Raw genomic sequence first — 18,927 nt, 5'->3', positions numbered from 1 at the left:
TATATACTGATCATCAGTAAAAAAGTCAAGCTGGGGTTCACGAGTATTTATACTCATCGCAAAAGTGACACGCTCCCTTATTGGTCATTGCAATAACAACTAACAACTAACAACCAACAACTGCCAACTAACTAATACACATGAATTGCTTTCATCATGTGATATGCAACTAGCAACTGCGTCAAAGCTAGCGGGTAACTTTGCAAAACTTCGCCAGTTGTGCCGATCAGTTTGCCAATTTCCGGGTTGCCTTGGGCGGTGCAAAATCCCCGCAGGTGTGGCAACTCGCCGCACAAGAGCATTTCCAGTTCGTTTACTTGATCGCTAGTAGCGTGGGAGTCTACTTCCAAAACGTCAACAGGTTTGCCCATATCCCGATCGAGTCCCAAGCGAATTGCAGGTTGAAAACTATCGCTGCCTCGACCTAAAATTTCAGTAAAATCAGGGTGAGGAATTGTCGGTCTGAGCACTAAACGGACGCTCAAATTCGATTCATTGTCCGCTTCTGGCGGGTAAAAACTAACTACAACGTCGGCCGATTTGCGCTGAGGACGAATGAAGTCTTCAGAGTCCGGTTCCCGTTTTTTTATTTCTGCAAGCACCTGTTCTTCAGTATAACCGCGCTTCATGATATCGCGCTTAACTTTCCACTGAGTTCGCAACTCTTCGGGAGGAGCCAGATACACTTTTACGTCGTAAGAATCGCGGATCGTTCGGGTTGCGTAACCCAGCAAACCTTCAACTATTACAAATTTGCTGGGCTTGATGTATTCCGGCGGGTCGAATGTACCTGTGGTGTGGTTGTAGATGGGTTTGAGAATTGCTTGTCCGGTACGCAGCAGGCTGAGGTGCTGCTGCATGATGTCGAGGTAATTGCAGTCGGGATGCAATGCTGTGATTCCGATTTCGGCCCGCTGCTTTCTGTCGTAGCGATGATAGTCGTCAGTGCAAATCACAGTGACATTTTCTGGCCCCAATACTTGGGCAATTCCCCGCGTCAGGGTGGTTTTGCCCGCTGCGCTGTCTCCGACAATACCGAGAATAATTGGTCGATCGCTCATTGTTTTTACCCGGACGCACAATAGCAAATTTTGTTGTCAATCTTCAATCTTATCAAAATTGTGTTCGGTTCGATCGCTCGGTTTGACTTGATCCCCCCGGAGTCTCCACCATGTGTAAAATTATTGTAAAATTTCTTAATAAAATTCAACAAAGCATACTCATGGAACATCTCATTGAACGATCGTAATTACCCAATTCTCAATTCCCTGTTTGCCCAATTCCCTGTTTGGCCCATTACCAGTCATCCTTTCGTTTGTTGTTGTAAGTTTCCCAATCGTCGTATTGCGGCTGGTGATACAAGGGTTCTGGTTCTATTTCTGGTTCCAATTCGGCTGACATTTCTAATTCTGGTTCCGATTCCTGCTGATAAATGTTCAGAGGTTCGACAACGCGGGCGATCGCATCTTTGACAAATGCTTTGACAAACTCGTCTTTCCGATTTAACTGAAACTGCCTTTGCACAACTTCGGTGATGCCACCATCGCCCCAATCTTGGTCATGGCGGAAATATTCAATAAAACTTTTACCAGCAATTCGGGTTAAATAAGCAGCGCTGACTGCTTGAATTGCTTTGCCAAGTACAAACCCGGCTACGCTTAATTGCAACGCCCTTGAAACTACTTGAATTACGCCTTCAACTATGCCCAAACTTGCTAGGGTTTTTGCTAGAGACAATGCCAATTCTTTGGCGCGATCGATATTTAATTCGCAGCCGTAAATCTTGGCAATTTCTACTACCATTTGAGCGTTAACTGCTGCTGTCGCTAACAAATCCACAACTGGCAAAGGCGTTACAGCAATTACTCCGGCTCCGATCCACTGAAATCGCTCTACTGCTTTATCAGCTTGGCGCCTTCTTTGAGCATCAATTAACTTGCGCGCTTGGTCTCCCAAGTGCTGAGATTGCAGCAAAATATTGTCCGCAATTAAGTCTTCGCCTTCGGCTCGCAAAATCGCAGCGACGCGCCGAATTAATGGCATAATATGCGGGTCTGGCTGAAAAATTGTGCCGTCTTCTAGTACAACTTTTTGCGGATTGGCGCTAATTGCTACTACATCCATTGCTGATACAAAACCTTTGACTCGCTGCCGCAGTTGATCGAGAATTTCATCTCTGTCGGTGTCGGGATAAAGGTCAACTTTATTAAAAACCACGATCGACCTTTTGCCAATTTCCGCCAAAGTCCGCAGCGGTTCATACTCGGATTTTCGCAAATCGCCGTCCAAAACAAATAAGATCAAATCTGCCCTCGCCGCCAACTGCCTCGCCAATTCCTCTCTGTAAGTTCCCGCTACTCCCGCTTCCAAGATACCTGGGGTATCAGTAATTGCTAATTCTCGCTCGATTCCTTTCAATTTCAGAGTGTAAGTTTCCCCAACTTCGGTAGTTCCCATCGGCGCGCCCACCTGTCCCGCCATCCGCCCCACCAACGCATTCACAGCGGAAGTTTTGCCCGCAGAACCGGTGCCGAAAACAACTACTCGAACGCTGCCACGAGCCATGCTAGCTTCAATTTCGCGGGCTCTCAACAGCAAAGCTTGCCGCGCTACTTCATCTTGAATGCGATCGACTTGTTGCCGAATTGCTTTAAGATTTTCCGAAGCAGCTTCACTTTTCACAACAGGAATCTTCGGAGTAATCGGCCGTTTTCCCTTAACTTTCTGAGGGCGTTGCAGCAACCTAAAATAGTAAACCAGCGCAAAAATTAGCGTTGCCAAAAGTACAATTATCAGGAAAATCAGCAAATTAGCCAGCAGCGGAGAAGCAGACCACGCAACTTGACTGTAAAGCCCTGTTAAGGAACTCACCAGCCCAATAATCAGCCCCAGGGCGAGGCAGAAAGCAGCAATTAAGGTTAACAGGCGTGGCAAAGGCATGAGGAAAGTGGCAAATAAAAGGGTTATGCTTTGATTTTTACATTACGCCGATAGTCATCAGTCATTGCAAATCTAAAATCTAAAATCTAAAATCTAAAATGGCGAAGCGCCCGTTAGCGAAGCCCGCCCCTACGGGGGCTACGCCAACGAAGAGGATCGTACTGCGCCACCCCGCAAACCGATTCTGTCCGTCTGCGGGCGGGATTTGCGGGGTTTTAGTGGTAGCGGGTGCAGATTTGTGCGATCGCCCTCTTGCTGCAATTGTAGCTTGCACGATAACTCAGCTACAGCTTATCACCCGCCGGAACCGCAGACTGCTTTATTTGCATTTACCTACTTATTTATTCGGTGATTTATTCGATCACGAGTCTAGCAATACTTTTTTATTAAGAAACAAATATGACATTAAGTACAGAGAAACCCGGTTTTGTAACACCAGTGCCTCCTGGAAGCTCCGAAAGTAGAAACGAGAAACCTGGTTTCTTAGGCAAGGTAAGAGCATCCTAATTTACAAAAATTATCACATTAAATATCAATGCGGTACTCTTAAATCAGTCGCAAGTTAAGTTAGACTGAATTGTCAGTGCGTGAATTATTCACAGGTTAGCATCTATGCAGCTCAAACATCTGAATCAGCCTTCACAAGAACTCTCTACCTCTTGCGAGCATAACATCACAGAGACCCAGCCACCCAAGCCCAATTATTTCGCTCACATAGCCCGTTCCTTCCGCAACCTCAGTATTCACGACAAAATCTGCCGTGGGTACGCACTGGCTCTTTGTGTTGCGATTGGGGGAACGGCTGTCGGGATGTTGGTGGGCACTCATTACTATCGAATAACTAATAATCAAGTACACATTGATCGAGAAAGTCAGCTTTTAAATAAGTTGCAGGTGGCTTTATTGCGGACGCAAAACAGCCAAGCATGGCTGATTTATGGCCTAGAAAACCCACCCTTATTTGACAGGAAATACCAAGAATTACAAAACAATATTTCCACTTTAAAAGTATTATTTTTAGAGTTTAAAAAGCATAACTATCTGGAACACATTGAAGGGATTGAAAAAATTAGCAAAAGTTGCCATTCGCTACTGGTTAATTATATTCGCCCATTAGAAATCGTCGATCAAAAAATTAGTAAGTTGCCAAACAACCCCGCTCAACAAAGTATTAAACGTAAGTTGCTGTTGAATTTCGATCAAGATAAAATAGGGTTGCAACTAGATAGGGCGGTCAATGATATAGCAGAAATTATCGATCGCACCCAACAACAAGAAGATGCTGGGCGAGAGGATCTGCTGCAAGCGCAGGCGCTGCGGGTGCAAATAATTTTGGGTAGCATGGCACTGTCGATCGTCGTTGCAGCACTGCTGGCGGGCTTCACCAGTCGGGCGATCGCCAAACCCCTCGCGACTGTCACTAAAATCGCTCAGCGAGTGACTCAAGAATCTAATTTTCAGTTGCAAGTACCAGTTACCAGCACCGATGAAGTGGGAGTATTAGCAGCTTCGCTGAATCAACTGATTCAGAAAGTAAATCACTTGCTAGAAGAATTGAAATCTGAACAACAAACCCAGATACTTCAAAATGAGAAAATGGCAACTTTGGGGCGGATGTTAGCCGGTGTTGCTCACGAAGTTAACAACCCAATCAATTTTATCTATGCCAATATCGACCCCGCGAGACATTATGTTGAAGATATTTTAGATTTGCTCAAAACTTACGAAACAGAAATCCCCAACCCGCCGGCCGCAGTTATCGCCAAAGGCGAAGAAATAGACATCGATTTTCTCAAAGAAGATTTGAGCAAAATATTTGACTCGATGCAGCTAGGGGCTGAAAGAGCCAAAGCTATTATCTTAAGTTTGAAAGATTTTTCTCGCCTCGACGAGGCGGCCCCTCATCCCGTCGATTTGCACGCCTGCATAGACAGCAGTTTGCTGATTCTCAACAGCCGCATCAAACAGGGCATTGAAGTGGTGCGAAATTACGGGAATATTCCGACTGTTGAAGGCTATATGGGTTTGCTTTACCAGGTATTTGTTAACCTTCTCAACAATGCACTAGATGCTGTAGAAGAAAAAGCAAAAAGTGAGAAATCTAGCTCTGAGGAGGCGAAAAAACAATCTGCTTCGGAGTCACTTAAACAGAAAACACCGAGTTTTTCGCCGAGAATTGTCATTGCTACAGAATACTTGGACGACGACTCAGTGGTAGTGCGAATTTCTGATAACGGTACGGGAATAGCACCAGAGAGCCAAGAAAAAATGTTTGAAACATTCTTTACTACTAAACCGAGAGGTGTAGGTACTGGTTTGGGATTGGCAATTGGTCGCGAAATTATCGTTAATAAACACGGGGGGACAATAAACTTTTGGTCGGAGGTAGGAACGGGGACAGAATTTTCGATCGCTCTGCCGATTAAGCATGAGAATTTAATGCAAAAGACGCTCTTAAAACCTGCAATTGCTAGCGAATATAATTCCCTATCCAGCGGGAACGCGCCAACCAAGTCCGAGGAGAGAGGAACTGTAAAAACTTAAAAGTTCTCAGTTTTTATAGCAGTTTCAAAAAAGAAGACCACTCTAAGCCCGCAATCTAAACTCTGATGTCATAATTCATGCCAAATCTAAAATCTAAAATCTAAAATTGTATGAGATTTCTTAGTGACTCGCTGTTGCTACCCCACTCGCTGAGTGATAATACCCAACTCAAAACTATTTTCAGTAATCTTGAAAAAGAGGATTTGCTATAATTTCAAGTTGAGTAATCACTGTACGGAGCGAAAATTATGGGACTATTTGACCAAATTTTGAGCGCGATCGACAATCCCAACCAACAAGCAAACCCCAATCAGTTAGGCAACATTGTCGGTGCGGTAGAGCAGTTGAGCAGCAACCAGGGCGTCAATACGGGTACGACTCAGCTAGCAATGTCGGTTTTGGGCGGATACGTGCGATCGGCATTGCAAAACGTGCGATCGCAGTCGGGAGACGCACAAGCTCAACAAGTTGTCAACCAATTTAGCGGCACAAATCCCAATCCGCAAGCGGTACAGAGTTTGTTCGGCGCCGGCCAACTGACGCAGATAGTGAACGATATCGCCCACAGAACCGGTTTGAATAACGCGACAGTGCAGGCGATGATACCTGTTTTGGTGCCGCTGGTGCTGAATTTGCTAAAAACTGGCAGCAACGCCCAAAACCCAGCCCAAGGCAGCAATCCCGTTTTGAATACGTTTTTAGATTCAGATGGAGACGGCGACGTAGATATTACTGACGCCATGTCGATGGCAGGCCGCTTTTTGAATCAGCGCCGTTAATTTGGGATTTTTGTAACCGCAGATATCAGCGGATGAACACAGATGAACGCAGATAGGATTTTATCTGCGTTCATCTGCGTTGATCTGCCTTCATCTGCAGTTACAAAAATTCCTACTTTAACCCAAACCCAAATCAGTCACAGCACCAATACTGCTAGAAGAAACCAACTTAGCGTATTTAGCCAAAACGCCCCTAGTATAGCGAGGTTTAGGAGGCTGCCAAAGAGCGCGCCGCTGCTCCAATTCTGCATCAGAAACATTGAGCTGCAACAAGCGATTGTTAGCATCAATTGTAATTGAATCGCCCTCTTGTACCAAAGCAATTGTCCCGCCAACTTGCGCCTCGGGTGCAACGTGACCGACAACCAGGCCGTAAGTTCCGCCAGAGAAGCGACCGTCAGTAATTAACCCTACAGAATCGCCCAAACCAGCGCCAATAATTGCCGAAGTTGGTGCTAACATTTCGCGCATTCCCGGCCCGCCTTTGGGCCCTTCGTAGCGGACGATAATCACATCTCCGGCTTGAATTTTGCCCGCTAAAATTGCATCCAAACAATTTTCTTCAGATTCAAATACGCGCGCTGGGCCGGTAATTTGCGCTTTTTTAACGCCAGTAATTTTAGCAACTGCTCCTTCTGTTGCCAGATTTCCCCTGAGAATTGCTAAATGTCCTTGGGCGTAAATCGGGTTGTTCCAAGGGCGGATGACATCTTGGTCGGTGCGGGGTTCGGCTGGAATATCTGCTAACACTTCCGCAAGAGTTTGACCGGTAATTGTCAGCGCGTCTCCGTGCAGCAAACCCTGTTCTAGCAGGATTTTCATTACTTGGGGAATGCCGCCGGCTTTGTGCAAATCGGTTGCTACGTATTTGCCACTGGGTTTGAGGTCGCACAGCACGGGCACTTTCGCTCGAATAGTTTCAAAATCGTCGAGGGACAACTCAACGCCGATCGCATTGGAAATGGCTAATAAATGCAGCACAGCATTGGTTGAACCGCCGATCGCCATTATGACCGCGATCGCATTTTCAAAGGCCTTACGAGTCAAAATTTGGCTCGGTAACAACTGTTTGCGGACAGCTTCCACCATAACTTTTGCAGATTCGGCAGCGCTGTCAGCTTTTTCGGCATCCTCAGCAGCCATTGTCGAAGAATAAGGCAAACTCATGCCCATCGCTTCAAAAGCGCTAGACATGGTATTTGCTGTGAACATTCCGCCACAGGAACCCGCACCCGGACAGGCTTTCTCTTCCACTGCATTGAGTTCTGTTTGGTCAATTTTTCCCGCGCTGAATTGACCGACTGCTTCAAAAGCGCTGACAACGGTTAAATCCCGTCCGTTGTGGTGTCCGGGTTTGATCGTGCCGCCGTAAACAAAAATAGCAGGAATGTTCATGCGGGCGATCGCAATCATCGCCCCCGGCATATTTTTATCGCAGCCGCCGACAGCTAGCACACCGTCCATACTTTGGCCGTTGCAAACAGTTTCTATCGAATCAGCAATTACATCTCTCGACACCAGAGAATATTTCATCCCTTGAGTTCCCATCGAGATCCCGTCGCTGATAGTAATCGTACCGAACATCTGTGGCATCGCGCCGGCTTCCCTTGCACCCGCAATAGCCCGCAAAGCGAGCTCGTTCAATCCCATATTGCAGGGCGTAATCGTGCTGTACCCGTTGGCAATCCCCACAATCGGCTTAGTGAAATCGCCGTCACCAAAACCGACTGCCCGCAGCATTGCGCGGTTGGGCGCGCGCTGCACGCCCCCAGTCACAGCTTGGCTTCTCAAATTTTCAGGCATTTTAAAATTTCCTTTGTCAGTTGTCTGTTGTTGACTTGTCAGTTGTCTGTTTTTCTTTGCTGCTGGCTGTTGACTGCCCAGTGCCGAGAGTTTTACGCTATTTCTAATTTTCTCAGAAGCGTTGATATTTGTCCGACCTTTTAGGAGGCAGTGGCACCGCAGTGCCCCGAAAGCAATGCAAAGATTCTACAGATACTACAGCGTGCAGAGTGAATACCGTGGTTATCTGGGATGATGTGGTAACACCCATCACTCTAACGTTTAAAAAAAATTGCGAGGCGAATGACATGGAGGCCGATCGAATTCTGAGGCAATATGCGGCCGGAGAAAGAAATTTTCGAGAGATTAACCTCGTCGGGGCCGACTTAAAAGGGGTAAACCTCAGCGAGGCTAACTTTACCAGAGCGAATTTCCAAGACGCAAACCTCAAAGGCGCTAACCTGACAGGAGCGAACTTGCGCGAGGTGAAATTGGCAGGGGTGGATTTGACGGAAGCCAACCTCAGCGAAGCAAATCTCATCGGCACCGATTTGAGCCGCGCCAATCTCAGCGGGGCTAACCTGATGGGAGCCAACCTGCGCGGCTCAATGGCGAGAGAAGTCAACATGACCAAGGCTAATTTGACCGAAGCTAATTTGACCGAAGCCAACTTTACCGAAGCGAATTTGTTTGCGGCCAACTTAACCGACGCTAGCATGATTCGCATTAATTTGATGAAGGCAAATTTGAGTTGGTCAACTCTCAAAGCGGTAAACCTGACAAATGCCATCCTTAGCGAGTCGCTTTTAGAAAGAGCTAACCTGAATCAGGCAATTCTTAGCGGGGCGATGCTGAGCGGGGCTAACCTGACTGGTGCAGACTTGCGCCAAGTAACGATGATTGGAGCTAATCTCACCGACGCTAATCTGAGCAATGCTAATTTGAGAGTTGCTAATGTGAGTTGGTCAACGCTGGCAAGAGCTAATTTGAGCGGTGCTAATTTGTACCGGGCAAAGCTGTGCTGGTCTAATTTTAGCGGGGCTGTTTTGCTGGAAGCGGTTTTGATTGATGCTAATCTCAATCGAACTAACTTCCGCGATGCAGATTTGAGGCGGGCAATTATGCCGGACGGCACGACTAATGATTCTTAAAATTTGATTGTTGACTGTTAACTGTGGACTGTTAACTGTTGACTACTCACTAATGACTAATGACTAATGACTAATGACTATCAGTGAATTATTGATGTTGGGTGCGGCCGGAATTTTTGCCGGAATTCTAGCTGGATTTTTGGGTATCGGCGGCGGTACGGTTCTCGTACCTTTGTTGGTGGCTCTCAATTACGCCCCCGTGCAAGCGGTTGCTACTAGCGGTTTGTCGATCGTCATTACAGCTATTTCTGGCAGCATCCAGAATTGGCGCATGGGCTACCTCAGCTTGAGCCAAGTCGCAGGCATCGGATTTCCAGCCGTCATTACAGCACAAATCGGTGCTTATTTGGCGGGGATATTTCCGCCTTACTTGCTGTTACTTACTTTTGGGCTGTTGCTGTGGCTGAATATTTATTTGATTGAAGTTCGCAAGCACCTGACAGCTAAGAAGAAAGCGGAACTAGAACAAGGGGAACTGGGAGGACAAGGAGAAAATGCTCAATTACCAATTACCAATCACGAATTACCCAATAATTCAAATGTTTTATTCCATCCAACTTTTGCGAAAATTGCTACCGGCAGTGCGGCAGGTTTATTAGCGGGTTTGTTCGGCGTAGGCGGCGGGGTAATTATGGTTCCCCTGCAAATTTTGCTGTTAGGAGAAAGCATTAAAACCGCAATTCAAACAAGCTTGGGCGTCATCGTCATCACGGCAATTTCGGCGACGGCGGGACACGCGGCGCGCGGGAATGTTTTGTGGGTTGTGGGGTTAATTCTTGGCGGCGGCGGTTTGTTGGGCGCGCAGGTGAGCACGCGGTTTTTGCCGAGATTGCCCGATCGTATTGTTAGTTTAGCTTTTCGATCGCTCTTGGCAGTGTTATCGATTTATGTTTTCTGGCAAGCTTGGCAAAAATTTAGTAACGGGTAATGGGTAATTGGTAAGGTGCGCGGCCCGGCGCACCCTACAAAAGACTGCGGGAAGATGCCCGCGCTGCACCCTACGAAAAACGAATAAGTAAGACTAATTGGCGGATAGTTTTTTCACGGCGCGAGTCAGACGCTGCAAATAAGGCTTGACAATTTCTTGATTTTGTCTCTGCAACTCGGACACTTGCTGCTGCAAATGCTGAATCTCGGTTTGCAGCATCCCTGCATCTATTGTGGGTCGATCGAGCAAGTCCTGCAATTGCTTGAGAGAACCTTGGATTTGCTCCAAGTCTACTTCGTTCGATCGCTCCTGTAACTGAGCCGTAATAGTTTTAACTTCAGTTAACTTTTCGCCCATCAATAAAAATCGGACGTTGACATTTTCCCAATCTTGCTCTCTCAGGGCGCTAGTTTCCAAAATGCGGAGTTTTTGCTGCAAATCGGATAGTTGCGTGTTGAACTCCTGAGAATCTGCCGGCAGCGCCTGGGCTTGGCGTTCGAGGGATGCTACGGCAGCTTGTACCTCGGCGATGACGCCGGATTCCAAGCCCACGAGTTTCTGCTGCAAGTCGGAGACAGCGGTGTAGAGCTCCGCAGGCTCTCCAGGTAGTATCTGAACTTGCTGCGATCGACGTTCTACTGCGGCCTGTACGTCCGTAATCGCAGAATTTGCCTTTTGTTGCATTTGTTGCTCGAAACGCTGGCGATTGGCGAGATTTATCGAGAGTGCTGCGGTTAAGGGGGCGGCAGCGTAGACAATTTGGCCCGACAATCCTGCAGCAATCGTGCCAATAGCTGAACCAGCAACAGAGGCGTATTCTACCAATTCTAGCCAGTCCGGCTGGTTCGGGGCACTTCTCAAAGCTGGGAATGATGCTTTTTCAATCTTCTGCATAGCCTTTTAGTCGTAGTCGGATAGATGGCGATACCGACATGATAAAAGCGATCGGCAAATAAATCAGGGCTATTTGTCAAAATTTCCGGATTGTGGTATTTTCATTGACCGAAAGCATCGAGGATACAAGCCCCCGGATTCATCCGTCCAGAAATAAAAAACCTGTATCCGATAAACAAGGCCCCGAATTTATCCGTGGGGTCAATGCTTCAATTCTTTAATCTCAAATCTCAAATCTCAAATCTCAAATCTAAAATCGATTGACCTCCTGCGGAATACCTTCTGCCTTCAAAAGGGTCAATCTCAGGTAAAATTCAGGATTAAGTCGATCGATCAACATTTAACCAATAACCATTCACCGCCGTCTGTCAGGAGTATACAGAAAATGGGTCTTAAGATTATTGAAAGCTACGATAGCAGTTTTGTCCTCGAACCAGAGGCTAAAACTGCACTGTTCGGTTTATTAACTGGTGAAAGCTTTGTCAAACAAGTAGCGCTACAATTGCAATGCTCGCGCATTGAGTTTGCCGAGTTACTTTTTCAGCCAGTCCCTTACAGCAGCGAGACGCCAAAGGGAATGCCTGCTGAATTTGAAAAGTATCATGAATCGAGCGATTTTGCGATCGTCAACGTCCCCCCTAATTTCATGTTCCAAGCCAAAATATTTAAACCCAGCCGCCTCTGTGCAATTTATCGAGTTTTTAAGAGTTAGGTAAAGGCTGGTTAATCTGTGGTTTAATCTAAAATCTAAAATCTAAAATCTAAAATCGGATGACAGAAGACATTCACTCTCTCGCCAGCTTAGAATTCATTCCTTACATAGACTCCGAGGGCAAATTGCCAGATTTTGTCCAGGGAAAAATAGGCGTTTACGCAATTTTTGACAACGAGAAAGTGCTGCAATTTGTCGGCTATTCTCGCGATATTTACCTCAGCCTTAAACAGCATTTGGTACGCCAAACCCAATATTGCTACTGGCTGAAAGTCCAAACTATCGACAAACCCAGCCGCACTATTCTAGAAAGCATTCGATCAAGTTGGATTGCGGAAAACGGTTCGCAGCCCCAAGGCAATGGTGTAGAGGCTGCCAAGTGGAACGATCCCATCGACACCAAAACTGTGATGACTGCCCAAGAAACAGCAAATTATGAAGGTATCTTCGCCGATGAAATCGCCAAAGATAAATTGTTAAAAAATGTCGCGCGGCGGGTGGAAAATGAAATTTTCTCGCTGCTGAAAGCTCGCGGTGTAACTGAAGAAATCCGGTTTAATCCCAAGCTCAAAACTAGCGGCTTGCTGGATTTAAAGTCCTGACTGCGAACCACAGGGAAACGGCCTTTCCGCTTCCAAAATTCCCGTAGGAAAACGGCAATTCCCGCGCCGGAAACGGCATAGCCGTTTCCCTACGAATGCTGGGGTACAATCTATCTGATATATCATCTCCGTCTGTTAATGATGTTGTACCATTTTCAATAATTTTTTTTAGGGCGGGCTTCTAGCCCGCCCCACAAGAAAACTCTTTGTGGAACAGGCAAGATGCCTGTTCAAAACTTGTTTTTATGGAGATATCTATTTAACATTTAACAGATATCGGAATCTGCAAAATTAACTCTGTCCCGCGACCGGGAGCAGAAATACAACTGATTTGACCTCGATGTTTTTCCACTACAATATCGTGACTGATGGCCAACCCTAATCCAGTACCGCGGCCTACAGGTTTCGTAGTAAAAAATGGGTCAAATATCTGGTGGCGCACTTCCTCACTCATCCCACAACCGTTATCGGAAATTAAAATCACAACGGATTGATTTTTTTGAGTGGCTAATATTGAATCTTGATTGTGCAGCGCAGCTTCTAACTCAAAACTTACTGAAGTGCTGATGGTAATTTTTCGGGGAGAAGGTTGAGTTTCCAGGGCATCGATAGCATTACTTAGCACGTTCATGAACACTTGATTTAACTCACTCGCGTAACAGGTGACTTTTGGCAGTTGACTGTAGTGTTTAATGACCTCAATCTCACCGGCTTTTTGTGATCCTTTCAGTCTGTGTTGCAAAATAACTAAAGTATTGTCAATGCCTTCATGAATATCTACTCGCTTGTACTTTTGTTCGCCAAGGCGGGAGAAGTTCCGCAAAGACATCACAATTTCGCTAATCCGAGAAGCACCCTCTGTCATCGAATTCAGCAGTTTTGGATAATCCTCTGCGATGAATTCGAGTTGAATCTCGTCCAATTCGCCGATAATTTCTGCAACGGGGTGGGGGTAGTAATGTCGGTACAATTCGACGAGGCGAAGCAAATCTCGTGCATACTCCGCCGCTAGAGAAATATTGCCGTAGATAAAGCTGACGGGATTGTTGATTTCGTGAGCAATTCCTGCCGCTAGCTGACCTAAAGAAGCCATTTTTTCCTTCTGTATTAACTGAGCTTGAGTCTTTTTGAGTTCAGTTACGGTTTGTTCGAGTTCCTTGGCATAGGATTGTGTTTGTTGGAACAACTGCCGCTGCACAAGTTGATTTGAAACGCGGGCCAAAACTTCTTGTTCGTGAAACGGTTTGGTGATATAATCTATACCACCAACTTCAAAGGCTTTGATTTTATCTAATACTTCATTCAAAGCACTGATAAAAATAACTGGAATATCCTTGGTTGTGGGAGAAGCTTTCAATGCTTGGCAGACTTGGTAGCCGTCCATACCGGGCATCATGATGTCGAGCAAAATCAAGTCAGGAGGAGTTAATTCGATCGACCGCAGCGCTAGTTTGCCGTCGGGTGCGGTGCGTGTTTTGTACCCTTGCTGCGAGAGTATTTGAGCTAAAAGTTGCAAATTAGCCGGAATATCATCAACAATTAAAATATTCCCTTTTAAGACGGGAGTTGGTTCGTAATTCATATCTAGTTCGGTAAAATAACCTTTATAAGTTTGTAGTGAGTACGATCGCCCGATCGGGTTTTATGAGGACGATCGTACTCACTACAAACCTATCTCATATCCTTATTATTTTGGTTCGGGATGGATGAGAGCTAGTATTTGATTGAACTGAAACTCGTTAGCCAATGCCGCTAGAGCACTAGCTAAAGCGTCATTGCGATCGCGAATTTGCTCAATGTGGATCAGAATTAACTCTAAATCGCACTCTATTGTGGCTTTCTCTAAAGCTGCCAGCCAATCTGCGGGTAAAGCTGCAAGAGTCTCTGGAGTCGGAGCCTCAATTTGAGTTGACTCGGGAACACTCTCCGGTTCACCGTAGATGTAACGCACTCCCAGGTGTTTGTGCAGGGTGGCAAAAATTTCTGTATCTCGAAAGGGTTTGTGGATAAAGTCATCGCAATCATCTGATACAGTAAGGGTTGGCGCTTCCTCGGCGTTACCCGCACTCACGGCAATAATTGCGGTAGCTTGACCTTTAACGGTGGCCTTAATGCGTTTCGTTGCTTCATGTCCATCCATCACGGGCATCCACATATCCATAAAAATTAAGTGTGGTTCAAAACTCGACCACACTTCCATAGCTTCTATGCCGTTGCTGGCTTCTTTGAGTTCAAAGTCAAAGACAGCGAGCACTTTGATCAGCAGTTGGCGGTTGTCTGATCGATCGTCCACAATCAAAATACGATAGCGTGGCTGGTTGCGTTCCAGCGCTATCACCCGACGCAGTGGCTGTACGGGTTGAGTCGCCGGGGTATCCACGACGCTGACGGGGATATCAAACGCGAAGGTTGTGCCGCGTCCTACTTCACTGCGTACAGTAATCACGCCACCCATCAGGTTGATAAACTGTTGGCTGATAGCCAGTCCCAAGCCTGTTCCTTGCTGAGATTTTGTTCCTGTTTTGGTTTGCACAAAGGCTTGAAAAAGTTTATCTAACTCATCAGCAGCTATGCCGGATCCAGTGTCTTCTATTTCAAAATGTAATTGGTAATTACTGATTGGTAATTGCTGAGCTTCACCCTCCCTAACCGCACTTACTCTTACCCTAATCTCTCCTTCTTTCGTAAATTTAATAGCGTTAGAGAGGAGATTGATTAAAACTTGGCGCAACTTAAGTTGATCGGTTTGCACGTATTCGGGAACTTCGCTAGAGCAGTCCAATATTAACTGCAATTGTTGCTCCCTTGCCTGGAGTTGAAACATCTCTTCCAAATCGTTCAGCAGGTTGCTTAATTTAAAGTCTGTTGGGTTGATTGTAATGCGTCCCGCCTCTATTTTGGCTAAATCTAATATTTGATTGATTAGAGCGAGCAAGTGTTCTCCGCTGCGGTTGATGATACGGATATTTTCCTGTTGTTCGCGAGTGAGGTTGGTAGAGCGCTGCATCAATTGGGAGAAGCCTAAAATTGCGTTTAGCGGGGTGCGGAGTTCGTGGCTCATATTTGCCAGGAAAGTGCTTTTGGCGAGGTTGGCGGCTTCTGCGGCCCAGGCGGCTTGTTGAAGCTGTACTGCTTGCTGTTGAGTGGCTTCGAGCAATTGAGCTTGTTGTAAGGCGACTCCCAATTGAGTGCTAATTTGCAGCCCAATATTGATTTCTGCTTCGCGCCAAGTGCGGGGTTCAGAATTTTGATAGCTGGCGAGCAAACCCCAAAGTTGACTGCCACAAAATATGGGGAAAATAACGTAGGCTCTAGCTTGAAATTGTTTTAACAGTTCTATGTAACAAGGACTCAACCCAGCGCTGTAGATGTCTTCAATTATGCGGTAAGGAACGCCTCTAGCGTACATACCGCCTTGATTTTTTTGTAGATAGGTATCCAGCACTGGTGTACCGCCGGCTTGCATAGTTTTCACGGTACAGCTAGAGTGTTCGACGAGAGTGTTGGGCACATTACTATCGTCGGGTTGTTGCATCAGAGATATCCAGCCGGGAGCCATTGATTCGGCAACAAATTCCCCGCTCCAATCAGGATTAAAGCGATAGATACCGACACGATCGCATTTTAGGGTTTGTCGCAGTTCAGAGGTGGTGGTTTTGAATATTGTGTCAATATCTAAGGATTGACGGATGCGCTCGATCGAGCGCGCGATCGCTTGTTCTCCCTGGGCGCTTTCTCGCAAAGCTGACTCGGCTTGTTTGCGCTCGCTAATATCCAAAACAGTGCCGAACAAACGGATCAACTCGCCTTTTTTATCATAAACCGGTTTCCCTCTGACTTCAATGTAACTGAGCGAGCCATCTCTTCGGATTAGCCGCAGATCAATTTCAAAGCTTTGCCCCGACATAGCTTGATCGCGAACCATTTTGACATAGCGCGATCGATCTTCTGGATGAAAATGCTCGATTAATTGTTCGGTTGGCAGCGGTTTTTGAGTCGGATCGAGATCGTAAATGCGATAGAGTTCCTCGCTCCAAGTAGTGGTTTTTGTGGCGATATCGTGTTCCCAACTGCCAATACGGGCAATTTTTTGGGCTTCGAGCAGTCGGGCTTCGGCAAACTGGCGATCGCTAATGTCGCGGGCTACCCAAACAGCGGAGCTATCCGACAGCGGCGAAATTTTAGCAGCAAACCAAACTTCTTTGTTATTAATCCGCAGACTGTAATCAAAACTAATAGTTTGTTGGGTTTCCAATGCCTGTTGAACTTTAGCGAAATAAATGTCCTCGCTTTCCTCTTGAAATAATTGTTCGATGATGGAGTCGCTCTGATTAGTCTGATAGTTGTATTGAGAAATCCCCTTTGTAGGTATAATTTGGATGCTTTTTTCTGCCTGGTCAAAAATCAAGACAACATCGGTTATCGACTCAAATATTTTTACAACTTGCTCGGCAGAAGTGTAAAGTTTTTGTTCGAGCAATTTGCGATCGGCCATTTCATATTGTAATAGTTCGCTAGCACGAGCTAAGGCGCAGGTACGTTCGGCAACTTCGGCTGCTAAAATGCGATTGTAGTCAGTTAATATTTTTTCATATTGTTTGCGCTGTGCGATGTTAGAAAAAGCAATGATGGCATAAATAATGTTTCCGCCTTCGTCGAAAATGGGTGTGGCGCGCACCTCAAAAGGAATAAATTTCCCATCTCGATAAAGTTCTATATCTTCAAGGAATACCGTTTCGCCGCGCAGTGCTCGGAATGCAGGCAGTTCTTCAATTGGATACGGCTGGTTTTGGCGGTACATTTGATAAACTTCTACTGCTTCTTCTAAAGTCGCATCGGGGATAGTTTCTACGCCGAGCCAATGCTTGGCAGTTTCGTTGAAGTACACGACTTTACCCGAGGCATCGTGGATAGATACTCCTGCGGGTATGGCTTCGATAAATTGCTGGAGTTGGCTCTCGCTGTGCGCTAAAGCTTCATTTAAAGATTTTTGGTCTGCAAAAGCCTGTTGCAGTTGCGCTGCCATAAGATTGAAGGAATTGGCGAGTTCTCCGACTTCATCCAAGCGTTTAATTTCTAAAGGTTGATCCCATTTTCCTTTGGCAACATTTTTGGCGGCGGTATTCAAGCGCATAATTGGCTTTGTCACCCAATGGGAAGTCAACAATCCGATCGCGATCGCCAGCGGCAGTGTACCGGCCAATAACCACAATGTATTGCGCGTATTTGCTTGAATCGGAGCCATGAAATCAGACTCTGGCACCACCACCACAATCAACCAATCCAAGCCACGGACATCTCGATAGGGAGTGACGCGGACAAACTGCCGTAGCTTGCGCGGCGGGACGCCATCGCCCTTGCTCCCCAGGGTAAATCGCTGGGTTGTTTGCAGGGTGCGAAAGTTGTCAAATCGGTTGGCGAGTTGTCGAGCAATATCTCGCGTTCGGGCATCCTTGCTGCTGGTGGCTAGCAATGGCGTCGGTTGCTTTTTTGCTGGCGTCACCAAGGATTTTTCTAGTGTGGATGTGGCAATCAGATTGCCCGATCGATCCATAATAAAAGTTTGTCCCGATGCCGAGAAGTGCAGCCTAGCCAGAAAGGTATTGATTGCCGACAGTCCATTATTATCGGTGAGGCGATCGCTAATTCGCTCTCCTACTTGTTCGATTAACTGATGCGCTACATCCTCGACTGATTCCTGACCACTTTTGAAAGAAAGAAAGCCCACTAGCCCGACGGCGCTGACTGTTTGCAAAACAAACGCAACAATCAGAACCCCTCGCAGGGGAAGCTTGCTGAAAAGTTTGGCGACTGGGCGGTTGAGGGGATAAATGGGCATGGGTGTGAACCAATTGCGCTGATAATCGAATTTTAACTGCTATAGTCTGCCTTTACCCCCGGCAATTGGCGCGCCCTACAGGCTCTGAAATGTTCCTCCGGGTTCAATATAGCCAACTACCAGCGAAGATTGGGCCCTGCTGTCAAAATTTGCTTCTGTCAGTTCTGTTTCTAGCTGTTTGGCATTTGATTCATTTTTACTTACAAAAACTGTGATAACTTTTCTAATTTCTTTGTGTCTCTCGGCGATCGTGTCGTTAATTAAAAGCTCTATAAATGGCTTATTGGTGGGCAGAGAACTGCCCATATTTTGAATTTTAACTTCTGTTTGATTTGCCTCTGAATCTGTCAAAGTCAAGCTAGAGTAGCTTTCGGAAAGTTTATTAATAGTTTGATTCTGGTGCTGGAAGTGCAACCATTTAACAACTGCTGCCTCTGTTACGGCTACAGATTCATGCAGCCGATCGACAAAAGCATAGAAAGCCTCATTATCTTCTCGGTGAGCAAGTACGTAAGCTCGCAATTCCTTTCTGCTCATAGTTTGAAAATTAGGTGTGTTCATCAGAGTATCTCCATTGCCCGTTAGGATAAATCTCTATTTCGATAGTTTCACCAGCCAAAATGTAGACGTTATATTATGTCCGGTATCATCTGAGATGTTGCACCATTCGTGTGGAACCTGTAGGGACGGGTTCACCAATAGCCTTAAAAGTTGCAGACAGGTTAAATAAACCCGCCCCAACCCACCCAAAAACCC

Annotated in this window: 14 protein-coding genes and 1 pseudogene; 6 read left to right on the top strand and 9 right to left on the bottom strand. The window is 46.2% G+C overall.

Annotation, left to right across the window (positions count from 1 at the left end):
- Positions 1-131: 131 nt before the first annotated feature.
- The 3 genes from QUA74_RS17165 to QUA74_RS17155 all read right to left on the bottom strand — a co-directional run bounded on the left by QUA74_RS17165 (position 132) and on the right by QUA74_RS17155 (position 3,214).
- The gene (locus QUA74_RS17165) at positions 132-1,061 is read right to left on the bottom strand and encodes a phosphoribulokinase (protein ID WP_333331278.1); all 930 of its coding nucleotides are present in this window, start codon (positions 1,059-1,061) and stop codon (positions 132-134) included.
- Between the two features lie 235 nt (positions 1,062-1,296).
- On the bottom strand, positions 1,297-2,940 hold the full coding sequence (locus QUA74_RS17160; RefSeq protein ID WP_333331275.1) for a GTP-binding protein: 1,644 nt from the start codon (positions 2,938-2,940) through the stop codon (positions 1,297-1,299).
- A 79-nt stretch (positions 2,941-3,019) separates the two neighbouring features.
- The gene (locus QUA74_RS17155) at positions 3,020-3,214 is read right to left on the bottom strand and encodes a hypothetical protein (RefSeq protein WP_333331272.1); all 195 of its coding nucleotides are present in this window, start codon (positions 3,212-3,214) and stop codon (positions 3,020-3,022) included.
- Between the two features lie 338 nt (positions 3,215-3,552).
- Between QUA74_RS17155 and QUA74_RS17150 the strand changes: the two genes are divergently transcribed.
- Positions 3,553-5,484 (top strand): ATP-binding protein, encoded by a 1,932-nt coding sequence (locus tag QUA74_RS17150; RefSeq protein ID WP_333331269.1) that lies wholly within the window; start codon positions 3,553-3,555, stop codon positions 5,482-5,484.
- A 248-nt stretch (positions 5,485-5,732) separates the two neighbouring features.
- Entirely contained in the window at positions 5,733-6,263 is a 531-nt protein-coding gene (locus QUA74_RS17145; RefSeq protein WP_333331266.1) for a DUF937 domain-containing protein, read from the top strand.
- Between the two features lie 117 nt (positions 6,264-6,380).
- On the opposite strand, the gene ilvD is transcribed toward QUA74_RS17145, so the two are convergent.
- The gene (gene ilvD / locus QUA74_RS17140; protein ID WP_333331263.1) at positions 6,381-8,066 is read right to left on the bottom strand and encodes a dihydroxy-acid dehydratase; all 1,686 of its coding nucleotides are present in this window, start codon (positions 8,064-8,066) and stop codon (positions 6,381-6,383) included.
- A 287-nt stretch (positions 8,067-8,353) separates the two neighbouring features.
- On the opposite strand from ilvD, the gene QUA74_RS17135 reads away from it, so the two are divergent.
- The gene (locus QUA74_RS17135; RefSeq protein WP_333331284.1) at positions 8,354-9,196 is read left to right on the top strand and encodes a pentapeptide repeat-containing protein; all 843 of its coding nucleotides are present in this window, start codon (positions 8,354-8,356) and stop codon (positions 9,194-9,196) included.
- Positions 9,197-9,269: 73 nt separating this feature from the next.
- Positions 9,270-10,124, top strand: a complete 855-nt coding sequence (locus tag QUA74_RS17130) for a sulfite exporter TauE/SafE family protein (RefSeq protein ID WP_333331261.1) — start codon at positions 9,270-9,272, stop codon at positions 10,122-10,124.
- Positions 10,125-10,217: 93 nt separating this feature from the next.
- Here the strand turns inward: QUA74_RS17130 and QUA74_RS17125 are convergent, their stop codons facing one another.
- Entirely contained in the window at positions 10,218-11,018 is an 801-nt protein-coding gene (locus QUA74_RS17125) for a hypothetical protein (protein WP_333331258.1), read from the bottom strand.
- A 385-nt stretch (positions 11,019-11,403) separates the two neighbouring features.
- On the opposite strand from QUA74_RS17125, the gene QUA74_RS17120 reads away from it, so the two are divergent.
- Both QUA74_RS17120 and QUA74_RS17115 read left to right on the top strand, forming a co-directional pair.
- Entirely contained in the window at positions 11,404-11,730 is a 327-nt protein-coding gene (locus QUA74_RS17120) for a hypothetical protein (protein ID WP_333312074.1), read from the top strand.
- 59 nt (positions 11,731-11,789) lie between these two features.
- Positions 11,790-12,332, top strand: a complete 543-nt coding sequence (locus tag QUA74_RS17115) for a GIY-YIG nuclease family protein (RefSeq protein WP_333331255.1) — start codon at positions 11,790-11,792, stop codon at positions 12,330-12,332.
- Between the two features lie 259 nt (positions 12,333-12,591).
- On the opposite strand, the gene QUA74_RS17110 is transcribed toward QUA74_RS17115, so the two are convergent.
- The 4 genes and pseudogenes from QUA74_RS17110 to QUA74_RS29895 form a co-directional block, all read right to left on the bottom strand.
- Positions 12,592-13,914, bottom strand: coding sequence for a response regulator (locus QUA74_RS17110; RefSeq protein ID WP_333331252.1), 1,323 nt, complete (start codon positions 13,912-13,914; stop codon positions 12,592-12,594).
- A gap of 105 nt (positions 13,915-14,019) precedes the next feature.
- Positions 14,020-18,171, bottom strand: coding sequence for an ATP-binding protein (locus tag QUA74_RS17105; protein WP_333331249.1), 4,152 nt, complete (start codon positions 18,169-18,171; stop codon positions 14,020-14,022).
- 75 nt (positions 18,172-18,246) lie between these two features.
- A complete protein-coding gene (locus QUA74_RS17100) occupies positions 18,247-18,732 on the bottom strand; it encodes a DUF6887 family protein (protein WP_445302153.1) in 486 nt (161 codons plus the stop codon).
- Positions 18,719-18,799: pseudogene (locus QUA74_RS29895) on the bottom strand (DUF6888 family protein); the annotation flags it as partial. The pseudogene QUA74_RS29895 and the gene QUA74_RS17100, both read right to left, overlap by 14 nt.
- Between the last annotated feature and the right edge of the window lie 128 nt (positions 18,800-18,927).

This window comes from Microcoleus sp. LAD1_D3 (assembly GCF_036702135.1).
Taxonomy (GTDB): domain Bacteria; phylum Cyanobacteriota; class Cyanobacteriia; order Cyanobacteriales; family Microcoleaceae; genus Microcoleus.
The sequence above is the reverse complement of the archived record's forward strand: the minus strand, read 5'-3'. Positions and strand labels throughout refer to the sequence as shown.

Coding starts and splice junctions, on each gene's coding strand:
- QUA74_RS17165 (WP_333331278.1), bottom strand. CDS start 1,061: ATGAGCGATCGACCAATTATTCTCGGTATTGTCGGAGACAGCGCAGCG.
- QUA74_RS17160 (WP_333331275.1), bottom strand. CDS start 2,940: ATGCCTTTGCCACGCCTGTTAACCTTAATTGCTGCTTTCTGCCTCGCC.
- QUA74_RS17150 (WP_333331269.1), top strand. CDS start 3,553: ATGCAGCTCAAACATCTGAATCAGCCTTCACAAGAACTCTCTACCTCT.
- QUA74_RS17145 (WP_333331266.1), top strand. CDS start 5,733: ATGGGACTATTTGACCAAATTTTGAGCGCGATCGACAATCCCAACCAA.
- ilvD (WP_333331263.1), bottom strand. CDS start 8,066: ATGCCTGAAAATTTGAGAAGCCAAGCTGTGACTGGGGGCGTGCAGCGC.
- QUA74_RS17135 (WP_333331284.1), top strand. CDS start 8,354: ATGGAGGCCGATCGAATTCTGAGGCAATATGCGGCCGGAGAAAGAAAT.
- QUA74_RS17130 (WP_333331261.1), top strand. CDS start 9,270: ATGACTATCAGTGAATTATTGATGTTGGGTGCGGCCGGAATTTTTGCC.
- QUA74_RS17125 (WP_333331258.1), bottom strand. CDS start 11,018: ATGCAGAAGATTGAAAAAGCATCATTCCCAGCTTTGAGAAGTGCCCCG.
- QUA74_RS17120 (WP_333312074.1), top strand. CDS start 11,404: ATGGGTCTTAAGATTATTGAAAGCTACGATAGCAGTTTTGTCCTCGAA.
- QUA74_RS17115 (WP_333331255.1), top strand. CDS start 11,790: ATGACAGAAGACATTCACTCTCTCGCCAGCTTAGAATTCATTCCTTAC.
- QUA74_RS17110 (WP_333331252.1), bottom strand. CDS start 13,914: ATGAATTACGAACCAACTCCCGTCTTAAAAGGGAATATTTTAATTGTT.
- QUA74_RS17105 (WP_333331249.1), bottom strand. CDS start 18,171: ATGCCCATTTATCCCCTCAACCGCCCAGTCGCCAAACTTTTCAGCAAG.
- QUA74_RS17100 (WP_445302153.1), bottom strand. CDS start 18,732: ATGAACACACCTAATTTTCAAACTATGAGCAGAAAGGAATTGCGAGCT.